General features: G+C 63.2%; 20 protein-coding genes. 9 read left to right on the forward strand and 11 right to left on the reverse strand.

Annotated features, from left to right (window positions below):
• The first annotated feature begins 70 nt into the window (after window positions 1–70).
• Complete coding sequence (locus tag TVH25_RS10060; protein WP_422424013.1) at window positions 71–784, forward strand: PadR family transcriptional regulator; 714 nt, start codon at window positions 71–73, stop codon at window positions 782–784.
• Here TVH25_RS10060 and TVH25_RS10065 read toward each other — a convergent pair.
• Entirely contained in the window at window positions 772–1,530 is a 759-nt protein-coding gene (locus TVH25_RS10065) for an IclR family transcriptional regulator (protein ID WP_422424014.1), read from the reverse strand. The two genes, TVH25_RS10060 and TVH25_RS10065, sit on opposite strands and share 13 nt — an antisense overlap.
• Before the next feature lie 241 nt (window positions 1,531–1,771).
• Here TVH25_RS10065 and TVH25_RS10070 point away from each other — a divergent pair, with 241 nt between their 5' ends.
• Window positions 1,772–2,971: a Rieske 2Fe-2S domain-containing protein gene (locus tag TVH25_RS10070; protein ID WP_422424015.1), complete on the forward strand. Its 1,200-nt coding sequence runs from the start codon at window positions 1,772–1,774 to the stop codon at window positions 2,969–2,971.
• 85 nt (window positions 2,972–3,056) lie between these two features.
• Here the strand turns inward: TVH25_RS10070 and TVH25_RS10075 are convergent, their stop codons facing one another.
• The 8 genes from TVH25_RS10075 to TVH25_RS10110 all read right to left on the reverse strand — a co-directional run bounded on the left by TVH25_RS10075 (window position 3,057) and on the right by TVH25_RS10110 (window position 10,622).
• Complete coding sequence (locus TVH25_RS10075) at window positions 3,057–3,842, reverse strand: alpha/beta hydrolase fold domain-containing protein (RefSeq protein ID WP_422424016.1); 786 nt, start codon at window positions 3,840–3,842, stop codon at window positions 3,057–3,059.
• Between the two features lie 43 nt (window positions 3,843–3,885).
• Complete coding sequence (locus TVH25_RS10080; protein WP_422424017.1) at window positions 3,886–4,527, reverse strand: Dabb family protein; 642 nt, start codon at window positions 4,525–4,527, stop codon at window positions 3,886–3,888.
• Window positions 4,520–4,867, reverse strand: coding sequence for a hypothetical protein (locus TVH25_RS10085; RefSeq protein WP_422424018.1), 348 nt, complete (start codon window positions 4,865–4,867; stop codon window positions 4,520–4,522). The genes TVH25_RS10080 and TVH25_RS10085 overlap by 8 nt, the downstream gene beginning before the upstream one ends.
• Before the next feature lie 126 nt (window positions 4,868–4,993).
• The gene (locus TVH25_RS10090; protein WP_422424019.1) at window positions 4,994–6,001 is read right to left on the reverse strand and encodes an ABC transporter ATP-binding protein; all 1,008 of its coding nucleotides are present in this window, start codon (window positions 5,999–6,001) and stop codon (window positions 4,994–4,996) included.
• Window positions 6,002–7,051, reverse strand: a complete 1,050-nt coding sequence (locus TVH25_RS10095; protein ID WP_422424020.1) for an ABC transporter ATP-binding protein — start codon at window positions 7,049–7,051, stop codon at window positions 6,002–6,004.
• A gap of 77 nt (window positions 7,052–7,128) precedes the next feature.
• Window positions 7,129–8,082, reverse strand: coding sequence for an ABC transporter permease (locus TVH25_RS10100; protein ID WP_422424021.1), 954 nt, complete (start codon window positions 8,080–8,082; stop codon window positions 7,129–7,131).
• Window positions 8,079–8,981: an ABC transporter permease gene (locus tag TVH25_RS10105; RefSeq protein WP_422424022.1), complete on the reverse strand. Its 903-nt coding sequence runs from the start codon at window positions 8,979–8,981 to the stop codon at window positions 8,079–8,081. The genes TVH25_RS10100 and TVH25_RS10105 overlap by 4 nt, the downstream gene beginning before the upstream one ends.
• Before the next feature lie 87 nt (window positions 8,982–9,068).
• Window positions 9,069–10,622 carry an ABC transporter substrate-binding protein gene (locus TVH25_RS10110; RefSeq protein ID WP_422424023.1) on the reverse strand — a complete coding sequence of 518 codons (1,554 nt, stop codon included), beginning with the start codon at window positions 10,620–10,622 and terminating at the stop codon, window positions 9,069–9,071.
• Window positions 10,623–10,987: 365 nt separating this feature from the next.
• Here TVH25_RS10110 and TVH25_RS10115 point away from each other — a divergent pair, with 365 nt between their 5' ends.
• A complete protein-coding gene (locus tag TVH25_RS10115; protein WP_422424024.1) occupies window positions 10,988–12,031 on the forward strand; it encodes a hypothetical protein in 1,044 nt (347 codons plus the stop codon).
• 105 nt (window positions 12,032–12,136) lie between these two features.
• Here the strand turns inward: TVH25_RS10115 and TVH25_RS10120 are convergent, their stop codons facing one another.
• On the reverse strand, window positions 12,137–12,529 hold the full coding sequence (locus TVH25_RS10120; protein ID WP_422424025.1) for a VOC family protein: 393 nt from the start codon (window positions 12,527–12,529) through the stop codon (window positions 12,137–12,139).
• Window positions 12,530–12,933: 404 nt separating this feature from the next.
• On the opposite strand from TVH25_RS10120, the gene TVH25_RS10125 reads away from it, so the two are divergent.
• Both TVH25_RS10125 and TVH25_RS10130 read left to right on the forward strand, forming a co-directional pair.
• The gene (locus TVH25_RS10125; RefSeq protein ID WP_422424026.1) at window positions 12,934–13,422 is read left to right on the forward strand and encodes a hypothetical protein; all 489 of its coding nucleotides are present in this window, start codon (window positions 12,934–12,936) and stop codon (window positions 13,420–13,422) included.
• A gap of 140 nt (window positions 13,423–13,562) precedes the next feature.
• The gene (locus TVH25_RS10130; protein WP_422424033.1) at window positions 13,563–14,426 is read left to right on the forward strand and encodes an alpha/beta hydrolase; all 864 of its coding nucleotides are present in this window, start codon (window positions 13,563–13,565) and stop codon (window positions 14,424–14,426) included.
• Window positions 14,427–14,819: 393 nt separating this feature from the next.
• Here the strand turns inward: TVH25_RS10130 and TVH25_RS10135 are convergent, their stop codons facing one another.
• The gene (locus TVH25_RS10135; protein ID WP_422424027.1) at window positions 14,820–15,599 is read right to left on the reverse strand and encodes an IclR family transcriptional regulator; all 780 of its coding nucleotides are present in this window, start codon (window positions 15,597–15,599) and stop codon (window positions 14,820–14,822) included.
• Between the two features lie 216 nt (window positions 15,600–15,815).
• On the opposite strand from TVH25_RS10135, the gene TVH25_RS10140 reads away from it, so the two are divergent.
• From TVH25_RS10140 to TVH25_RS10155, 4 genes are all read left to right on the forward strand, one after another.
• Window positions 15,816–16,499 (forward strand): Rieske 2Fe-2S domain-containing protein, encoded by a 684-nt coding sequence (locus TVH25_RS10140; protein ID WP_422424028.1) that lies wholly within the window; start codon window positions 15,816–15,818, stop codon window positions 16,497–16,499.
• A 170-nt stretch (window positions 16,500–16,669) separates the two neighbouring features.
• On the forward strand, window positions 16,670–17,854 hold the full coding sequence (locus TVH25_RS10145; protein ID WP_422424029.1) for an acyl-CoA dehydrogenase family protein: 1,185 nt from the start codon (window positions 16,670–16,672) through the stop codon (window positions 17,852–17,854).
• A 32-nt stretch (window positions 17,855–17,886) separates the two neighbouring features.
• Window positions 17,887–18,807 (forward strand): VOC family protein, encoded by a 921-nt coding sequence (locus TVH25_RS10150; protein ID WP_422424031.1) that lies wholly within the window; start codon window positions 17,887–17,889, stop codon window positions 18,805–18,807.
• A gap of 68 nt (window positions 18,808–18,875) precedes the next feature.
• Complete coding sequence (locus TVH25_RS10155; RefSeq protein ID WP_422424032.1) at window positions 18,876–20,492, forward strand: flavin-containing monooxygenase; 1,617 nt, start codon at window positions 18,876–18,878, stop codon at window positions 20,490–20,492.
• Window positions 20,493–20,769 lie beyond the last annotated feature (277 nt).

Consider the following 20,769-nt stretch of genomic DNA (forward strand, 5'->3'; position numbering starts at 1 on the left):
GAGGGTTGGTCTCCCGCGGAGCGGGAGATTCGGACCGCACGTGGGGTACGGCCGTTGTTACGCTTTGACGGTGTCCGAACCTGAATCCGAGCAGTATCCAGCACTACCGCCTACGAGTTGGGCGGTGCTCGGAATGCTCTCGTTCGGGGAAGAACTGACCGGCAACGATCTGAAGAAATGGGCGGATTGGAGTATCGGGTTCTACTACTGGAGTCCGTCTGTCAGCCAGGTCTACGCGGAGCTCAAGAAGCTCGAGAAGCTCGGATTGGTGCGGTCCCGTCTGGTGAGTGAGCCTGGCACACGCGGGCGGCGGATGTACGCGATAACAGAGCCGGGAATCGACGCGGTGCGCACGTGGTCGCGTGAGGCGCCGGTGGAGGTACCCGTGCTCAAGCACAGCGTTATGCTCCGGATGTATATGGGTCATCTCAATGATCCGGACCAGCTGAAGGCAATCGTGCGCGACCACATCGTCAATCTCGAAGAGAAGTTGCGTCGTGCCGGTGAGCACGCGGAGCACTCCGAACGTGAACCGGGATGGGCGTTCTCGCAGATGAGCCTGCGATGGGCAGAGCGGTACTTCCGAGCCGAGATCGAGCTGTTCACCGAATTGCTCGACGATATCGACCGCGCGGCAGTGCAATTCGCGCGCAGCGACATCGACGACTTCGGTGTGCCGCGCCCGCGCAATCCCGGCAGCTGGAAGGGCGTGCCCGAAGGGCTCATGGGAGACCGGTTCGCCGGCTCCGCGCCCGCGAACGGTAACGACCCTCAGGCGTACTGAGGTTCCCGCGCACCGGTCGTCGACCGGACCGGCCGGCGGCGCTGAAGCGTCGGGGTGACGTGGTTGCGATCGAGGGAGCGCCGGATTGCGGTTGCTGCCGATCGGACGGGTGCGCCGAACCGATGATCGAAACGCAGATGGGCCAGCGGTCCGCACACCGAGACTGCGGCCACCGCGGAGCCGACGAGGCCGATCGGCACGGCGATACACCCGAATCCGGGTAGGGACTCCTCTTTTTCGTAAGCGATCCCGTTCTCGCGGATGTGTTCGAATGTGGGGCCGGGGGTGCCCTCGTAGGCGAGGAGGGCTTTGCCGAGGGCGGTGCTGTGCGCCGGACGACGTCCTCCGATGCGGGTGGGAACGGCCGTCGCGAGGCGGCCGCCTATCTTTTCGAGGTAGACGAGATCGTCACCTTCGAGGACTGCGAGGTGCACGACGAAGCCGGTAGCGCGATGGAGTTCTTGCAGGTGCGGCAACGCGGTGGAGTGCAGTCGGTCCTGATGGACGGCGAGTGAGCCGAGTTCCATCAACCGCAGCCCCAGCATGTAGTCGCGGCCCTCGCGGTGGAGCCATCGCATGGACACCAGCCGTTCGAGCATGCGGTGGGCCGAGGAGCGCGGCAGACCCGTATGGCGCACGATCTGGGCGAGCGTGAGACGACCGACACCGTCGAATGCGTCGAGTACGAGACTGACGCGGTCGAGTACCGCGCTGGGTGTCTGGTCGGGTCCGGACTGCATCGTCATGGGTACTCCTACAACCGCGGCGCCGTCGGCGCGGGACTTGGCTATTTCGATTAGGAATAGTGGCATACCGAACCCAAAATGTGAAGCGAGTCACTCCGGACGTCGGTGCCGCGTTCCACTGAGCGAACATCTCTCTGGCCCCCGTTCCGACGGCCTTCCTAGAGTCCGGTGAGTTTCCGGCTCGATTCCTCGATCACTACCCGCACATCGAACTCGAGTCTTCTGCGACACGGAGGTATCAATGACTGTGCCCGACAGCGAGGTCCGCGTTATCGAGTCGGCTCCGCCGCCCACCCGGTACGCGCGCGGCTGGCATTGCCTGGGTGTGCTCGACGAGTTTCGTGACGGCAAGCCACATGCTGTGGAGGCTTTCGGCTCGAAACTGGTCGTATTCGCCGACACAACGGGGTCGTTGCAGGTACTCAACGGTTACTGCCCCCACATGGGCGGCGACCTCACGCAGGGCACGATCAAGGGTGATTCCGTGGCGTGCCCGTTCCACGATTGGCGTTGGGCGGGAAACGGTCGGTGCTCGGGCATCCCGTACGCCCGCAGGGTTCCGCCTCTCGCACGGACGAAAGCGTGGAAGACTCTCGAGCGCAACGGGCAGCTGTACATCTGGCACGACCCGGAGGGAAACCCGCCGCCGCCGGAGGTCACCATTCCGGAGATCGAGGGATACGATTCGGGCGAGTGGACCGAGTTCACGTGGAACCGATTGACGATCGAAGGATCACACTGCCGGGAGATCGTGGACAACGTGGTGGACATGGCCCACTTCTTCTACATCCACTACTCGTTCCCGGTGTACTTCAAGAATGTCTTCGAAGGTCACGTCGCGAGCCAGAACATGAACTCCAAGCCGAGGTCGGACGTAGATCTGGGGACGAGTTACTCGCACGACGACGAATCGATCGGCCGTTCGGAAGCAGCCTATTACGGGCCGTCCTACATGATCGATTACCTCTGGAGTCCAACCCCGGTCGGCGAACTCGAGACGGTTCTGATCAACTGCCACTACCCCGTATCTCCCACCAGTTTCGTTCTGCAATGGGGGGTGGCCGTGAAGAAGCCGGCAGGCTTGACCGCGGAAGAGGCAACCGGGATTGCCCGGAGCTTCGCGAGCGGTGTCGAACTCGGCTTCGTCCAAGACGTCGAGATCTGGCGAAACAAGACGAAGATCGACAATCCGCTGCTGTGTGAGGAGGACGGTCCCGTCTACCAACTCCGTCGTTGGTACGAGCAGTTCTACGTCGACGTCGAGGACGTGACACCCGAGATGACGCGCCGGTTCGAGTTCGAGATCGACACGGAGCGTGCTATCTCCTTCTGGCAGAAGGAAGTTGACGATAACATCGCTGCCGGCAGGTTCGTCACGTCGGACCCGAGAATTGAGGCGTTCGTGGCGAGCGAAGACCGGTCTGCAGACGGCCCCTTTTGATATCGAACCGACCTGTCAGGACCCATCGGTCCACATGACCGAGTGAACGAGGTCTGCTGAGTTCCGTGAGCTCGGCAGGCCTCGTTCACGTAACAGCAAGAGGGTGAGCCCGGGTTCGTGGAGCAGCGTCGGTTCGCATGCGCGAATCGAACAGCGACCAGTGAGCCCGCCTCTTGCCGTCGCCGGCCGTAGTCCTCCACACCGTCATGGAGTGGGTCTGCATATCCGCATACCGCGATCGCCGGTGGTAATGCCGAAAGGTCGGCCGATCTCGTCTCCGTTCCGGCCCCGGATAGGCCAGGACTTGTTGCGCAAGGTGTGGTCCGTTCTCGTTGCGCGCAGGTAGAGCGGTTGCGGCGGCAAGGCCTCCGGCACAATCGACATCGACATCGAACACCGACACCGACGCGAGCAGGATCCAGACCCAGCTGTTCGGCGCGCTCGTGGACCCAGCACACCTCGCAGAGGACTCGTCGTGGGCAACGGGATACAGAGGTTCCGGAGCAAGGTGGTACCGACGTTGAGGACCACAGCATCTGCCGCCGCCGCGACCTCGCGCGAAGGGGATCGAAGAATCGATTGAGTCCATGATCGTGCCTCCCCCGTGGGACCAGACGAGGGCGGTCGGCGCGGCCCGTGTGGGTGTGGAGTGGGGGTGTAGATCCGTACGGGTACAGGGCCGTGAGGGCCGTCGACTTCGAGGGAGTGAACGGCGCGAATGTCCGGTCCGGGAGATCGATTCGAGCGATCGACGGCTTAGGTCGATTCCATTGGCCCGCAGAGACACGATATGCCGTTCGCGCATCGCGACGATGACCGAACGGACGTCCGGATCGTAGATCCGGTCATCCGCGGCGGGCCGGGCGGTCATCGTGTTCTTCTCTCCGGGGTGGCGAAAGCGCCGGGGTACGTCGTCATCGGATGACGTTGTCGCCGATTGCGCAAAAGGTATGACACACCCGGTCGAGGACCACAGCCTCCGGGCACTCGGGATCGAACCAGCGGTCCACGACGCTCCAATGGATCGGATGTTCGAGGTACTGGCCCATGAGTGACGCGCGATCTGTGAACTCCTGTTCCCACACGTGAGTCCACTCGACAGGCCCCACGGACTTCTCCACGCGGTTGAGCCGCCATGCACCGATGGACGGGATGTACCGGGGCATTCTCAGCAAATCCTGCTCGAAACGTTCGACGGTCGCTTCCGTCGTGCCGGGAGCGACTCGCAGCAACAGCGCACGGTAGACGCTCCGAGGAACGCCGGCGCGCGACTGCCCCGGGGATGGGTGATACTGCACACCGTCGATTCGGGAGACCCCGGCGGCGTCGAGAGCGTCGTCGAGCGTACCGACAACCTCGGCCGCACCGTCCGTCACCGGGAGTTGCAGGTGGACCAGCAGTTCACCACCGTTGATGACTCCTGGCAGTGTCGGAGATACCAGGTGACACGGGATTCGGAGGTCCTTCACCGCGAGACGGGTCTTCTCGATGTATTCGGCGCGGTCCGAGCTGTCGGCGTTGTCGTCGAAATGGACGACACGGGTCACGTTATACATCGTTCAATCCCTTTATTGCGCCGGCTTCGGCGGCCATGGTGCGAGATCGTTCCACGATCAATTCATCGATCTTTTTCCACCATATTCCGAGCCCGGGGTCGCGGCGGCCTCGCCGAGTCATTTCCCACCATGCTTCGGTACCTCTGACGGTCCATGTGATGGTGACGGTATTGCAGGCGTCGTCGATCCAGATCGGGGGGCTGACGAGGACCCGATCGAGTGTCATTCCCCGCGTGCGCCCTCCGGGTACATAGTCCGCGACGTACGCGTCGACGAACTGACGGGCACACCCGGGTTTGGTGACCACACGGTCGATCACATATATCGTTTCGTCTGCCATGGCGAGAACCCTACGGTCGTGAAAAGCACTGTGGCACGGTCACCTCCCGCCTTGCGGGACAGGTTTCCGAGTCGATCGAACGGATACCTCGGATCCTTCGGCTTCAGCCGTCGGCACGACTCTCCGTCAAGCTGAATCGGATACTGCGGGAAAATGGCACGCCACAAAGTGCTCGGGTCGCATCTCACGGATCTGTGGTTCTTTTTCGGCGCAGACCGTTTCTGCTCGCGGACACCTGGTGCGGAAGCGGCACCCGCTCGGGGGGTCGATGGGTGACGGTAGATCTCCGGACAAGATGATCTCCGTGGCCTCGGCATCCGGGTCTGGTTCGGGGATGGCCGACAACAAAGCTTCGGTATACGGGTGCAGGGGTTGCGCGTAGAGCTGGTCGGGTGCTGCGACCTCACAGATCTTGCCGAGGTACATGACCATCACGCGATCACTGACGTTCTTGACGACGGCGAGGTCGTGCGCGATGAACAGCAATGTCAACCCGTAGCGGTCCTTCATATCCGCGAGCAAATTGAGGATCTGTGCCTGAACGGACACGTCGAGGGCGGACACGGGTTCGTCGCATATGACCAGCTCGGGCTCGACGACCATGGCGCGGGCGATGGAAATACGTTGGCACTGTCCACCCGAGAACTCGTGCGGTCGGCGGTCGCCCGCCGTCTCCGGGTCGAGGCCGACCACAGAGAGTATGTCGTCGACCATTGCCCGCTTCTCGGCACGACTGCGATCACCTGCCACGTCGAGACCCTCGGCAACAATGTGCCGAACCTTCCGAAGAGGATTGAGGGACGAAATCGGGTCTTGAAAGATCATCTGCACGGTGCGGCGTACGGACCTCAGCTGCCGCCGTGACATACCCGTCAGGTCGATGCCCTTGAATCGGACCTCGCCGGAGGTGGGCGGCGGCAATTGCATGACGGCCTTGGCGACTGTCGATTTGCCGCAACCCGATTCGCCTACGACTCCCAGTGTTTCTCCACGTCGCACGTCGAAACTGACGTCCGAAACGGCGTGTACCTTCCCGGCCCGGCCGGTGTCGTACTCCACGACCAGATTTCGCACGCTGAGCAGAAGATCCTCGCCGTCATGTTCGCGCAAATGTGCCGTTCCTGTCCCTGCCATCTACCCCACGCTCCTCGAGTCGACCGGAAGGCCGGCGGCGGTCCGTCCGTCGTTCAGGTTCGTCTCCCAGGCGACGTCGCCGGCAGGTGTGCTTACGGGAAAGAAACACGCATACCGGTGCCGATCACCGGTCGTAGCCTGAGAATTCAGCGCCGGTGTCTCTGCGAGACAGCGTGGTCGGGCGTGTGGGCAACGCGCCGCGAACGCACACCCGGGTGGTGGATCGACGACAGTGGGGGGACGTCCCGGAATCGCCCGGAGCCTGGTGTGGCTCGGATCGGAGATTCGCGGTATCGATCTCATCAGAGCACGCGTGTACGGGTGCCGCATCTCCCGGAAGAGAACTCTCGTCGGCGCCTGCTCGACAACCCGCCCCGCGTACATCACAGCGATATCGTCGGACCGGCCCGCCACCACACCGAGGTCGTGCGTGATGAGAACCATCGCCATGTCGTTCTCCCGCTGCAGCCGCTGCAACAATGTGAGGATCTGGTGTTGCACCGTCACGTCGAGTGCTGTCGTCGGCTCGTCCGCGATCAGCAAGCGTGGAGAGCAAGCCAGCGCCAGCGCAATCACCACCCGTTGACGCATACCGCCGGACAGGTTGTGTGGGTACTGATTCAACCGTTTTCGAGGTTCTGGTATGCCGACCCATTCGAGCAGTTCCTCAGCCCGGAGCAGGGCATCGGACTTGCTGATCGGAAGATGACGGCGGAGTGTTTCGGTGAGTTGCGCACCGATCGTCAGCACTGGAGTGAGTGATGTCATCGGATCCTGGAACACCATCGCAAGCTGCGCGCCCCACAACCGTCGGGATTCATCGCGTCGGAGGGCGGCGATGTCGCGACCCTCGAACTCGATGCGAGAGCCCCGCTGTACAACCGCACTGGGGGCCAGGATGTTCATCACCGTCCGCGCGAGCACCGACTTGCCCGAGCCCGACTCTCCGACGACGCCGAGTGTGCGTCCCTGCGTGACGTCGAGCGTGACACCGTCGACCGCCCGGACCATTCCGCGAGGCGAATCGAACCAGACGCGAAGGTCGGTCACCGACAACGTCGGTGTATCGGTTTCGTGTGGTCGCTGTCGTAGCTCAGTCACAGCGCCTACGTCCCTTCCATCGGTTGTCATAGCGAAGACTCCCGTCCCACGCGATCACGTGCCCAGTCACCGACCCGGTTCAAGGCGAATACGGTGAGGAAGAAGAAGACACCTGGCACCAGCACCAGGGCCGGATTCTCGTACAAGCTCTCGCGACCCGCGGCAATCATTCCGCCCCAGCTGGGCGTCGGTGGGGGCACACCCAGACCCAGGAAGCTGAGCGATCCCTCGGCAACGACGAGGGTTGCCGCGACTACGGTGGCGAAGGACACGACCGGTAGGAGCACGTTCGGGAGTATTTCGCGCGCGAGTATTCGAAAACTGCTCGTACCCATCGATTTCGCCGCAGTCACGAAATCCCGTTCGGCATACGCGATGGTATTGGCGCGGGCAATGCGCGCGAATGTCGGTGCACCCACCACGCCGAGTCCGATTGCGAGTGTCACCGCACTCGGTTCCCGAAGTGCCACAAGTGCGATGAGCAGGATCAGCGGAGGGAAGGCAAGGATCGTGTTCGTGGACAGATCGAAAACCACGTCGAACGCGCGCCGGAAGTAGCCGGCCACCAAACCTCCTGTCGTACCGACGAGCATCGCGAGCAGAGTTGCGCCGATTGCCACCGACAGCGAGATCCGAGCCCCATGTAGCGCACGGCTCAATTGATCGCGACCGAGCTGATCGGTACCGAGTACGTGTCCGATGCTCTGGAAAGCCGGTAGCGAATACTTGTCTCCGATGACATCCGGCGCCGGGAGCGGCAGCAGGTCGACGAAGACCGCGGCCAGGACGATTGCCACCAGCCAGCACATCCCGAAATACGCGCCGATGTCACGGCCTCGCCTGCGGCGACGTTGTACCGGCCCGAGTGTCGTGGTTTGTGGCGGACGCTCCGTCAGGAGCGCGCCTGCACCGGTAGGGAGAACAGTGGTGGTCGACTCTGCCACGCTGACCGATGTCGTCTCGTCCGGGCTGTGGGTCACGAGATCCTCACTCTCGGGTCCAGAAGCGGATAGGTGAGGTCGACGAGGGCATTGAGCAGGACGTAGGCGACAGCGACCACCAGCACGATGCCCTGCACGAGGAGATAATCCCGGCCGGTGATCGCGGTGACGACCAATGTGCCCAGCCCGGGTAGTGAGAACAGGGTCTCCACGATGACCGTTCCTCCGATCAGACGGCCGAGCGACACGCCCATCACAGTGAGGAGGGAGAAGGCCGACGGGCGTAACGCGTGTGCGAGCAGGATCCGGGGCGTGGAGAGACCGCGGGCGCGGGCGGACAACACGAAATCCTGCTGCAGGGTGGCCACCATGTCGTTGCGCAGGAGCCGGATGAATCCGACGGTCTCGACCGCAGCAAGGGTGACGACGGGCAGAATCAAGCTGCGTATATGGGGTACCAATCCTTCGGACAACGGCGTCCATCCGGTGACCGGCAGCGCAGAAAGTGTCACGGCAAAAACGAACACAAGCAGCACGCCGAGAAGGAAGCTCGGGATGGACAGGGTGACCGAGCACACGAATGTCACGATCCGGTCGACGACGCTGCCCGGTCGGTAGCCGGAATATACGCCGATCGGAACCGCCACGAGTAATGCCAGCACGATCGACAGGGCTGCGAGTTCCAATGTGACAGGGAGTCGTTCGAGCACGGATTCTGTCACCGGTACCTGTGACTGCATCGAACGACCGAGGTCACCTTGCAACGCGTGGCCGAGCCACGTGAAGTAACGCTCGGCCGACGACCCATTCAGGCCGAATCGTTCCTCGGCGGCGGCGCGCATTTCCGGCGTCGCACCTTCCGGTAGCACCGCCGCAAGGCGGTCGCCGGGAATGAACTCCAGGAGAGCGAACGTCGCCACGCTCACCAATACCAACACAGTTGCGAGTCTGGCGGCGTATCGCGCTGTGGCTCTGTGTATCAACCGATCGTCCTTCCGCTCCTGTATCCGGCAGTTTTCGTGCTGCTACCGACCGATCCACGCCAATTCCGGCCGGAACCAGTACTGGTATGCGGCTTCGACTCCCTGGACGTTCGCCGGGCTGATCAGATCTGTTCTGGCGTGGCGCCAGAAGCGGTAGGCGGTGGTATCGACCAGCTCGTTGATGGCGGTCTTGTACGCGTCCTGCACGACCTGAGGGTCGTTCGAGGTGCGCGTGAGATCGAGTGCTTCGTCGACGACGGGATTGGAGTATCCCGAATTGTTGGATGATCCTCCGGTACGGAAGACCTTGTACAGGTTGTCGGGGTGAGCGCCCCCGAGCGCGCTGACGATCAGGTCGTAGTCGCCGGTGGTGAGAGCTGTCGCAAATGCCGCTCCCTCCAGAGGAGTGATACGTACCCGCAAGCCGTCGACCTGTTGGAGCTGACTCTGGATCAACTCCGCGGTCTGGTTCAGAACGGGGCTTCCTGCTGTGATCACGTAGCTGAGCTCGATCTCACCCCTTCCGGTGCGGGCACGGTATTCATCGATGAGCTGCTGGGCTCCTTCGACGTCTCGCTCGGGCCACGCCGAGCCGGCGTCGTAGAGCGCACTGTCCTCAGGGGTGAATCCGGTTGCGACCGGCTCACCGGGATACACGGCGCTCATGATCTGGTTGTTGTCGATCAACTTACCCATTGCGGTGCGCACGCCCTGATCGGCCAGCGCGCCGCGGTGGCTGAGCCGAATCCCCGTTCCGCCGAGCAAAGTCGCATGCGTGACATTCATACCGGCGTTCTCGGCGCGCTCGGCGTACTTCTGAACCGTCACCGCCATGACATCGACCTCTCCGGCTTGGAGTCCGTTGAAGCGCTGATCGTCGGCGGGAATCGTCTTGATCACCAGCTGGTCGACGTAGGGGCGGGGTTGATCCCAGTAACTCGGATTGCGGTCGAGTGTCATCTCGGTACCGCGTGCCCAGGAGGCAAGGACGAACGGCCCTGCACCGACCGGATTGTTTCCGAAGTCGGGGCCTTTCTCCTGGATAGCTTTGGGGGAAGCGATATATGCGAGTGCTTCGGTGAGATCGAAATCGAGCTGATGATTGACATTCTTCGCGGTGACCACAATGGTCGTCGGATCGACGACCTCCCAATCGATGGTCTTGGCCGCGGAAGCGCTGGGGGACAGGAGTGCTGGATCGAGAATGCGCTTCCAGTTGAAATCGACGGCGGCTGCGTCGAACGGGGTGCCGTCGGTGAAGGTGAGGCCGGGGCGCAGTTTCAGCGTCCACGTCTTTCCGTCCTCCGTGGTGAACGACTCGGCCATTCCGGGTTCGATCTCGGCTGTTTCGGCGTTGTAGTAGAGCAGAGCGCCGTAAACCGCTTGGCACGGTCCCACACCGATGCCGATCGCGCACGTCGCCGGATCGATCGATTGGGACTCTGTGTTGTACGAGTACGCCAGGGTCCCCCCGCGTTGGGGCTCACCGGACTGCGCGGCGGCGGGAGACGTGCTCGCACCACCACAGGCAGATACGAGCAGGATTGCCGCAGCGGCCGTGCTGACCGCCGCAGTGGCGCGGGATCGGATCTTCACAGGGCACTCCTTACACAGGGCACGTGGGCCCGAGATGTTGCGAAAGGGGGATCAACAGAACCTCGACTGGATTAGGTCACGAGGCGCCCTGCGGAATGAACCGACTGTTCCATTGAGCGGGCAACCGTGTCCCGGGTCGATCCGAAGTAGGTACGTCGTCCGGGGCTGTGCGACACCGGCCCGCGGGTGTTCGAGCGAACCTTCATCTCAGCGTGGTTGGGGGAACGGCGGCCGGGTCGCGATCCCGATCCCATCGGGTCTCCCGCCTGGTGGACTCCTGCCTCGGCTCAGGGCAGCGTCATGTCTAGCGTGACACGAAGTCACCCGCCATGGCCGGGCGACATTCAACGTAGAGAGGAACTCCTGTGACGACCCTCGAGCGCCATCCAATGGTCCCTGCTGCGCCGCCGTCCCTGATCGAGGACTTCTACACTCCCGAGGAGATCTCGGCCCTGTTCTCCGTCATCCGCGAGAACGGCCCGTGGCGTTTGATTCTCGCGCACCACTTTTCCTCGACCGAGGAGTATCTCGCGATATCTGGGGGCAAAGATCGCAAGCCCGACGCGAAGCTGTCCGACTTCGTGGCACCTGTGTTCCGGGGTTTCCTCGGCAACGACGGGGTCGTCTTCTATCCCGAGCTGCACGACATCTATTTCGGTCGGAAGTTGCTCGACACCGCCAGGAGCCTCCACGGAGCGAAATACGGTATGGCACACGACCTTTTGTTCAATCTGTGCGGACCGTCCCATAGCTTCGACGCCGGACACTTCGACACCGCGGTGTTCCGCGGAATGGGCTTGTTCAACACTCCGATCTGGTTGCTGGCAATCATGTCCAAGTGCGGACTGTTCGACGAATGGGAGGTCAAGTCCGCGCAGGTCCTCACATACTTCAACAAGTCCGACATCGACGGTGGCTTCACCTACTGGCCGGACGGGCCGGACCGCGCTCCCGCTCGGTTCGCTGCACCGTTCTGGAACACCGCATTCCTCACCGACAACTCCCGGATGTACCACCGCCGTGAGGGGAACGGTTCCAGGGACCAGCGCGACTACCCCGGTCTGGACCTGACGTCCGAGTTGTATGCCGGCCCCGACGGGGAATGGTCGATCAGGAACGGAGACGAGGAGATCCGGCGGTTCGGGGACGAGGATATGCGCATGCTCATCCACTACACCGCACTGTTGTTCGACGATCTCAGCGAAGTTCGCCGTTTCCAGGACCATACCGACGACCTCGACCCGGAGAAGGTGTTCGGTATGTTGATCGAGGATATGCGTTCACAGGGCACCGATGTGGTAGAGCCGGGCGACCCGATGAACGATGCAGCGTTTGTTGCGAAGCTGACCGATTTCTACAGCATGTCACCGAGTCGGTACCCGGCCGAGGCTCCTCTCGACGCGCGTTGACCTGCATCGATATTCGAAATCCTGCGGGAATACCGTCCTGCGTCATCGGACGGTATTCCCGTACAGGGAAAGCTCGGGAGCAAAGGCCCGTGCGCCTTGCGGGGTTCACAGGTTCTGCACGATTTCGATGAGGTGGCCCTCGGGGTCTTTCACGAACGCCACCGCGAATCCGAGTTCCGGCATCTGCTCGATCTTGGTGTGGACAGTTCCTCCCGCTGCCTCGACGGCTCGCACAGTGTCTTCGAGGTTGGGGACGTTGAATCCGACCACGGCCTCGCCCTGCGCCGGTGTGGGGCGCTCGGGATAGCGCCACACGATCAGTGACGAATCGTCGCCGCGTCCGCTGGTGAGGATGATCTCCTCCACGGCGTCCCGGCCTGTACCGATGGTAAGTCGGTTCTTTTCTCTCATCTCGAATGCTGCACGGTAGAAGGAGGCTTGGGCTTCGATGTCGTCGACGAAGATCTTGGTGAAAGCGAAGCGCTTGTCGCTGGTCATGGTCCGTCCTCGAGGTTGGGGTGACGACCGAGATCGTCCGAGCCGGGTCATCTCGTGTCTCTATAAGGCCGGTCGAGATCGTGGAGAGCAAAGCACCCTCCCGCTGAGTGATCGACTGCGCCCGGCAGGGAAGAACCTGTTTGCTACAAGACGGCGCATCGAAGGACCGGGACGATGTTCGTCCGATCGCAGCAGGGAACGAATGCGGCGACGTGGTGATTACTGTTCCCTTCAGTGGCCTTCCGTGCTTCGTCCGCGGATCGGGGAATCAGGCTGGAAGGTGAGCGATTTTCCGATGATCCTGTCGACGAATGGTTCGGCGTTATGGGAAGGCCGAATGCGGTGCAGGCCTGCAAGGCACTACCTGTCCTGATCTGCCGTTCACCAAAGACAAGAGAGGCTTCATGAACCATTCGGCCCCTACTCCTGGCGATCTCGCTGCCCTTCTGGCGGCATGGTGGTTCCACTACGACGAGTGGAACCCTGTGGCACTGCGGGCATTGATGACCGACGACATCAGCTTCACCTGTGCAAGCGACACCGGAACCACTGATTACGAAGACTTCATACGAGCCGATCTGCACGGAGCGGACGACGTCATGGCGTGGAAAACGGACCACCGGAGCAACAGCCCGTACCCACTTCGGCACAACGGCACCAACGTCTTTCCGACCGGCATCGAGAACGGTGAACTCTCCTTCGCGTCGTACATCTTCGTGACCAAGATCATCGACGGCAAGCCTCACAACGTCTCGAGCGGTGTGGTGCGCGGCACTGTGCGGACGACGGACACCGGACCGGCGTTCAGCCGTGTCGAGGTTGTGCTCGATACACAGGATTCGGTGCGATACGCCGACCACGTCGTGGCTGAGGTGCGGTGGCGAGTGGACTGATCGATTCGAAGTCGAAGTCGAAAGTCGGAAACGAGCCCGCCCGGAACCGGATGTTCCTCGTACGAAACGGAATATGTATGTCTTTGTCCCCGGACGCCCAGCGAGTGGTCGATGCTTCGGCTGCTCGGATGGCGAAACCGATGCACCTGATACCTGTCGGTGAGCTGCGTGCCTTACTGGCGGCAGGGGCGATACCGGCGACAACACCCGTTCACCACCGAGAAGACGTCGTCGTGTCTTCTCCTGCGGGCGGAGTGCCGGTACGGGTTTACCGGCCATCCGACGACATGGGTCTTCCTGTGGTGCAGTGGATGCACAGCGGTGGTTTTGCCGTCGGCGGCCTTGACCAGAACGAAGAGTATCTCCGCAGACTCTGCATCGCGGCGCGGGTGGTCGTCGTTTCGGTCGACTACCGGTTGTCGCCGGAGAATCCGTATCCGGCCGCACTCGACGATTGCCGGACCGTGTGGGAGTGGATCCGGTCCAGTCCGGTCGAGTTGGGGGCAGCTGATGTCGAGAACTCGGCGCTGGCCGGTGAAAGTGCCGGTGGTTCCCTGGTATTCGCTCTCAGTTGCCAGCTGAGAGACACGGGGCTTCCGCTTCCGGTAGCGCAGGTCAGCCTGTATGGGGGCGCGACGATGGAGATCACCAATCCTGAACACGAGACGGTACTGCTCTCACCTGCCGACTGCCGGTGGTTCTGGGACATGTACGCGCCGGAGGGGGCCCCCCGCGACTCGCCATTCGTCAATCCCGGTCTCGCCACGGACCTGGGCGGACTTCCTCGCGCTTTCGTCGTCACGGCCGAAGTGGACCCCACGCGGGACGGTACCGAGGAGTATGCGTACCGAATGCAGGCCGCCGGTGTCCCGGTGGAACTGCAGCGCTACGACGGCATGATGCACGGCTTCGCCACGATGATCACTGTGCTGGACCCGGCCAGAGAACTTTTCGAGCGCATCGTGGAGTATCTGACCCGGGTGCTTTCTCCCACGCTGCGGTGAATATGAACCCGGAACGAGGACGCCGCCCACTCGGCGGGAGGCTCCCATTCGTCACCGTTCGGGAATCCGTTTCGTCCGTCACGAGATTCCGCGGGACGCTGCAGTTCACGGCCCGGATCGTGCTCGTACGGTGGTGAATTCCTCCGGAACCCGTGTGGACGGTCGCCCCTACGGGGAGTCTCCACATGGCCGATGTAGTTGCCGGCACTGCCGTCGAGGTCGCCGAAACCGGTGCGCGCATCATCGAACCCCGCGCAATCGCCGGCGGCTTTTTCTCGGCCGGAGTGCCCTCGTCGGCCGGTGCTGCGACCTGGGCGGGCGCATCGTCTGCACTACCGGTCATCGTGATTCCTGACCGAGGGGCGGATGGTGGTGGCCGACGGGCGGATCTGCTCAGTGGTTCGCGAGGTCCGCGGCTACGCAACGCTGCCAGATCTCCCCTGCGGCTACGCGAAGGGGAGCGACCATCTTCTGGTGTTCGAATGCACCGACCGGCGCAGTAACAGAGATTGCGGCGAAATTGCCGTACATGTGATCCGGCGGCCCGATCGACACCCCGACACATGCGATGCCGGAGTACGTCTCACCGCGGTCGAAGGCTGCACCACGATCGCGCGCCTGCGCAAGTTCCTCGTCGAACCTGGTCGACTCCGCCTGGGGCGGGGACGCGACCGCGCTCGGGGCGCGGAGTCCGCGGGGCCAGTGGCAACCGTGGACCGCCCAGTACGCCATGATGATCTTCCCGCCCGGGGGCAGGGGGGGGGGGGCGCGTGCCCCGCGGGCCGAGGGGGGGGGGCGGGTGGCGCGCCCGTTCACTTTGGCAAGGTAGACGATGTCACCGCGATCGATCACTCCGAGTTGAATGGTGAATCCCGTTCGCTGAGCGAAGGTGTGCATCACGGGGCGCGCGTGATGCAGGAGTCGGTTCTGGTTGAGCGCTGCTTGGCCCATCTCGTATGCCTTCACGCCGAGTTCGTACGTCTGCTCGGGGGATCGGGCAAGCCACCCGGCATTGGCGAGTTGTTCGAGCAGGCGATGCGCCGACGATCTGGGGAGCCCGGTTCGTGCGGTGACCTTTGCCAGTGTCATCGGTCCGGCGCTCAGGGCCTCGAGAACCAACGACACCCGGTCCACCACGGAAACCGGTACCTCATCGGGGTGCGACGTGCTCAACTCGTCCTCCTGGCCGTGCAGTAATTGTGCTTCAGATCACCATAGGTTCCCGGTGTGTGGCGTATCTATCGTGGGTGACCGTGCCACGCGGGGGGAAGGCCTCCGAAATCGACCTCCCGCACAACGGGAGACCGACATCACAGGCGCTCGCTGCTTCGTCAAGCTGACGACACCCACTTGCGGGAAGTTGTCGCGATCAGTCGATCAGGAGGCCCAGTGAACGCTACCGTCCCAGACGGCGAGGTTCGCGTCATCGACACGGGTGGGCCACCGCAACGTTACGCACGTGGCCGGCACTGCCTCGGGCTGGTGCGCGACTTCGCCGATGGAAAACTTCATCAGGTCGACGCATTCGGGACGTCGCTTGTCGTGTTCGCCGGTGAGGACGGGCGGCTGAGCGTCCTGGACGCCTACTGCCGCCACACGGGCGGAAATCTGGCGCAAGGACCGGTCAAGGGGGACACCATCTCGTGTCCGTTCCACGATTGGCGTTGGCTCGGTGACGGCCAGTGTGCCGAGATGCCTTATGCCCGCCGGATTCCTCCGATTGCTCGCACGCGTGCGCGGCAGGTGGCGGAAGTGAGCGGCCAGTTGTTCGTGTGGCACGACCCGCAGGGCGGTAAACCGTCGGCCGAACTCGCGATACCCAAGATCCCCATCTACGGCAATCCGGGCTGGACCGACTGGGTTGTTCGAAGGGCACACGGCCGCACAGGTGATGCGCTCGAAGCCGAGAGCGGACGCGCAGGTGTCAGCCAGTCCACGAACTACAGTTACGAAAGCCCTTCGTCCGCAACGTACTACGGCCCCTTGCCGTGCGAAGGGGACGGTTCGTTTACCAGCTCCGCCGCTGGTAAGAGCACTTCTACGTCGACATCGAAGACGTGCGTCCTGAAATGATCAACCGTTTCGAGTTCGAGATCGATACCGAGCGCGCCCTGGCGAGCTGGCAGACCGAAGTGGACGAGAACTTCGCCGCAGGACGCAGCGTCTTCTAGGCAGTCCCGGTGAGTCGGGAGACCGCCTCGCGATCCACCGCCACACTTTCCCATTCCGCACAGGAGAACTACATGAGCTACGAAGTGCTCGAAAAGATTGTCGCAATCGGCGACGTGCTCGGAGCGGGGGCCGAGGAATCCGATTCCTTGGGCCGCCTGACCGATGACATGGCCAAGAGCCTGAAGAGTGCCGGCATCATCCGATTGCTGCAGCGCAAGAAGTACAACGGGTACGAGGCACACCCGCGTGAGTTCGCCGAGACCGTGATGAAGACCGCGAGCATCTACGGATCCGCAGGGTGGGTCGGCGGCATCGTCGGCGTCCACCCGTGGCAACTCGCCTTCGCAGACCCCAAGGTGCAGGACGAGATCCTGGGCACGGACTCCGACACCTGGCAGGCCTCGCCCTACATGCCGGGCGGCGTCGCAATCCCCGTCGACGGCGGATACAGGATGACCGGCCGGTGGCAGTTCTCGTCCGGAACCGAACACTGCGACTGGATCTTTCTCGGAGCGATGGTCGGCGGCAACGACGGAAAGCCGACGATGCCACCCACGGGCCTGCACGTGATCCTTCCCCGGTCCGACTACGAGATCGTCGAAGACTCCTGGGACGTCGTCGGACTACGCGGAACCGGTAGCAAAGACATCGTGGTCAGGGATGCATTCATTCCCGGCTATCGGGTGATGAACGCCGGGGAGGTGATCGACGGGACCGCAGCCAAGGAATACGGCGTGACCGAAACCCTGTACCGGATGCCGTGGTCGACGATGTTCCCGCTCGGTATCACCGCGGCGACCATCGGCATCTGCGAGGGCGTTCTCGCCGCCGGGATCGACTACCAGCGCGGCCGGGTCGGAGCGGCCGGAACGGCAATCAAGGACGATCCGTACGTGCTCCACGCACTCGGTGACGCCGCCGCGGAAATCGACGCGGCCCGTCAGCAGCTCCTCGCGAACGTCGACCGCATCTGGGACGCCGTCGACGCGGGCAAGGAGATCGACTTCGAAACCCGTGCGGCCTCGCGGCGCAACCAGGTGCGGTCGGCGTGGCGCGCCGTGCGCGCTGCCGACGAGATCTTCGACCGGTCCGGCGGCAATGCGCTACGCATGGACAACCCGTTGCAGCGGTTCTGGCGCGACGCCCACGCCGGCCTGCACCACGCCATCCACGTCACCAGCACGACGTACCACGCCTCGGCAATGGCCTCGCTGGGCGTCGAGGTGCCGAACGGTCCTCTCCGCGTGATGATCTGACGCTTCTTCTGCATTACCGAAAGGAAAAAACTGTGACTGAGATCAAGGGCCTCGGATACGTTCGCGTCCAGGCCACCGACATGGATCGCTGGCGCGAACTCGGATTCGACGTGCTGGGTTTTGCGCCCGGAACCGGTCCCGAGGACGACGCGTTGCACTTCCGCATGGACGAAAGGCCCGCTCGAATCACCGTCGAACCCGGCAACGCCGACCGGGTCACCGCGGTCGGCTGGGAGGTTCGCGACGCTGCTGCCCTGCGGGCACTGACCGACCGGCTCGGCTCCGCAGGATGCGAGTACACACCGATGCCGTTCGAAACGTGCGAGATGCGTCGCGTCGAGGGCGGATTGATGATGACGGATCCGGGTGGCACCCCACTCGAGTTCTTCTTCGGCCCGGCCCTCGACCACAGCCCGGTCATCACCCGCTACGGACAGAAGTTCGTCACCGGACCTCAGGGCCTAGGCCACGTGGTGATGCCGACCACCGCTTTCGACCAGTCGTACCACTTCTATACCGAGGTACTGGAATTCCTTCCGCGTGGTGCCTTCCGGATGCCCACACCTCCGGGAGCAGAACCGATGCGGATTCGCTTCCTCGGCGTGAACCAGCGGCACCACAGTCTGGCGATCATGCCGAGCTTCGAAGGCCGCGATCCGGGATTGATCCACGTCATGGTCGAAGTCGACTCGCTCGACGCGGTGGGTCGTGCACTCGACCAGGTCGAGGCGCGGGGGTTCCCGGTGTCGTCGACATTGGGCAGACACACCAACGACAAGATGATCTCGTTCTACGTGCGTGCACCGGGTGGCTTCGACATCGAGTACGGCACGGAGGGCAAGCTCGTCGACGAGACCTATTACACGGCAGAAGAAATCACCGCGGACAGCTACTGGGGCCACGAATGGTCGTGGGCCAAGGAGATGAAGGCGGCAGCAGCGGAAACCGCATGACCCCATCGACTGATTCGACAAAGGGGCGGACCCGTCGTACGAGACCCGCCGACAAGGATGTGAACACAATGGGCGCGCAGACAAGTGATGTCGATGCCGTCGTGATCGGTGCAGGTATCTCCGGCCTGTACGCGGTATACAAGCTCCGTGGACGCGGAATGACGGTGCACGGTTTCGAGGCTGCCGACGGAGTCGGCGGAACCTGGTTCCACAACCGCTATCCGGGTGCGCGATGCGACGTCGAGAGCGTCGACTACTCGTACTCGTTCGACGAAGATCTCCAGCAGGAGTGGACCTGGTCCGAGCGGTTTGCCACGCAGGAAGAAATCCTTGCCTACCTCGAGCACGTCGCCGGTCGGCACGACCTGCACAGCGCGTTCGAATTCCTCACCCGGGTGGTCTCCACCGTGTACGACGAGGTCTCGGCACTGTGGACGATCACCACCGACACGGGGCGATCCGTGACCGCAAGGTTCGTCGTCATGGCAACCGGAGTGCTGTCGGCCACGAACCGGCCCGACATCCCCGGCCGTGACTCCTTCACCGGAGAGTCGTACCACACCGGCGAATGGCCTCGGCACACCGTCGAATTCGCCGGCAAGCGCGTCGGCGTAATCGGGACGGGATCCTCGGGCATCCAGTCGATTCCGATCATCGCGCAGGAAGCCGAACAGGTCGTCGTGTTCCAGCGCAGTCCCAACTACTCGCTTCCCGCCGGGAACACTCCACTGAGCCCCGAGCAGATCGCGGAAGTCAAAGCGTCGTACCCGGAGCGACGACGTCTGGCACGGTTGAGCGGGGGCGGAACCCCGTTTACTCCGTACCCGAAGGGAGCGCTCGAGGTCGACGAAGCAGAGCGTCGGCGGGTATACGACGAGTGGTGGCAGCGCGGCGGTTACCTCTTCGCCAAGGCGTTCCCGGACCAGACGATCAGCATCGAGGCGAACGACACCGCCCGCGAGTATGTCGAGGCGAAGATTCGCGACATGGTGAAGGACCCAGAGATCGCGAACCGTTTGATCCCCACCGACCACCCGATCGGCACCAAGCGGATCGTCACGGACAGTGGATATTTCGAGACATACAACCGGGAAAACGTGACGCTGGTGAACCTCCGGTCCACACCGATCGTGGAGATCACTGAAGGGGGTATCCGAACCAGCGACACCGACTACCCGCTCGACATGCTCGTCTTCGCCACCGGATTCGATGCGATGACGGGCGCGCTCTCGCGGATCGACATCCGTGGTCGCGACGGCCGTGCCCTCCGCGACGAATGGTCCGCCGGACCGCGCACCTATCTGGGCATGGCGGTGGCGGGGTTCCCGAACATGTTCGTGATGGTGGGGCCCGGAAGTCCGAGCGTGCTGGCGAACATGGTGCTCGGTGCCGAGCAGCAGGTGGATTGGATCGCCGACTGTCTCGACCACCTCGACGAGCACAACGCCGTGTCGATCGAAGCGACCGAGCAAGCCGTCGCCGAATGGGTCGAGGAGTGCAACAAGAAGGCCGCGGCCACCCTGTTCCCTTCCGCCGACTCGTGGTACATGGGCGCCAATATCCCCGGCAAGCCTCGCGTCTTCATGCCGTACATCGGAGGCTTCGCGAACTACGGCAACATCTGCGCCGAGGTCGCCGCTGCCGGGTACAAGGGATTCGAAATCGGCGGTGAGAAGGATGCTTGAAATGACTGCTGCACAACACTCGACGGGAGGCGAACGATGACCGAGACAATGCCCCTCGGCTCCCGCGCGACCGGCGACGCCGAGGACCGCAGATCGCAACTGCACGCGGCGATCGAGGTGTGCGACCCGGCTCCACTGCTCATGTCACTGGTGCACGTGACCGGAGACACCGGATTGCTCGACGAGTTCGGTCCGCGGGGGCCCCGCCCCCCCCCCCGGGGGGGCCCTAACCCCCCCCCCCCCCCCCCCCGCCCCCCCCCCCCCCCACCCCCCCGCC

This window comes from Rhodococcus sp. 7Tela_A2 (genome assembly GCF_049311045.1).
In the GTDB taxonomy this organism is placed as follows: Bacteria; Actinomycetota; Actinomycetes; order Mycobacteriales; family Mycobacteriaceae; genus Rhodococcus.

Coding starts and splice junctions, on each gene's coding strand:
- TVH25_RS10125 (WP_422424026.1), top strand. CDS start 12,934: ATGAACCATTCGGCCCCTACTCCTGGCGATCTCGCTGCCCTTCTGGCG.
- TVH25_RS10070 (WP_422424015.1), top strand. CDS start 1,772: ATGACTGTGCCCGACAGCGAGGTCCGCGTTATCGAGTCGGCTCCGCCG.
- TVH25_RS10130 (WP_422424033.1), top strand. CDS start 13,563: ATGCACCTGATACCTGTCGGTGAGCTGCGTGCCTTACTGGCGGCAGGG.
- TVH25_RS10065 (WP_422424014.1), bottom strand. CDS start 1,530: ATGACGATGCAGTCCGGACCCGACCAGACACCCAGCGCGGTACTCGAC.
- TVH25_RS10155 (WP_422424032.1), top strand. CDS start 18,876: ATGGGCGCGCAGACAAGTGATGTCGATGCCGTCGTGATCGGTGCAGGT.
- TVH25_RS10085 (WP_422424018.1), bottom strand. CDS start 4,867: ATGGCAGACGAAACGATATATGTGATCGACCGTGTGGTCACCAAACCC.
- TVH25_RS10080 (WP_422424017.1), bottom strand. CDS start 4,527: ATGTATAACGTGACCCGTGTCGTCCATTTCGACGACAACGCCGACAGC.
- TVH25_RS10145 (WP_422424029.1), top strand. CDS start 16,670: ATGAGCTACGAAGTGCTCGAAAAGATTGTCGCAATCGGCGACGTGCTC.
- TVH25_RS10120 (WP_422424025.1), bottom strand. CDS start 12,529: ATGACCAGCGACAAGCGCTTCGCTTTCACCAAGATCTTCGTCGACGAC.
- TVH25_RS10075 (WP_422424016.1), bottom strand. CDS start 3,842: ATGACCGCCCGGCCCGCCGCGGATGACCGGATCTACGATCCGGACGTC.
- TVH25_RS10090 (WP_422424019.1), bottom strand. CDS start 6,001: ATGGCAGGGACAGGAACGGCACATTTGCGCGAACATGACGGCGAGGAT.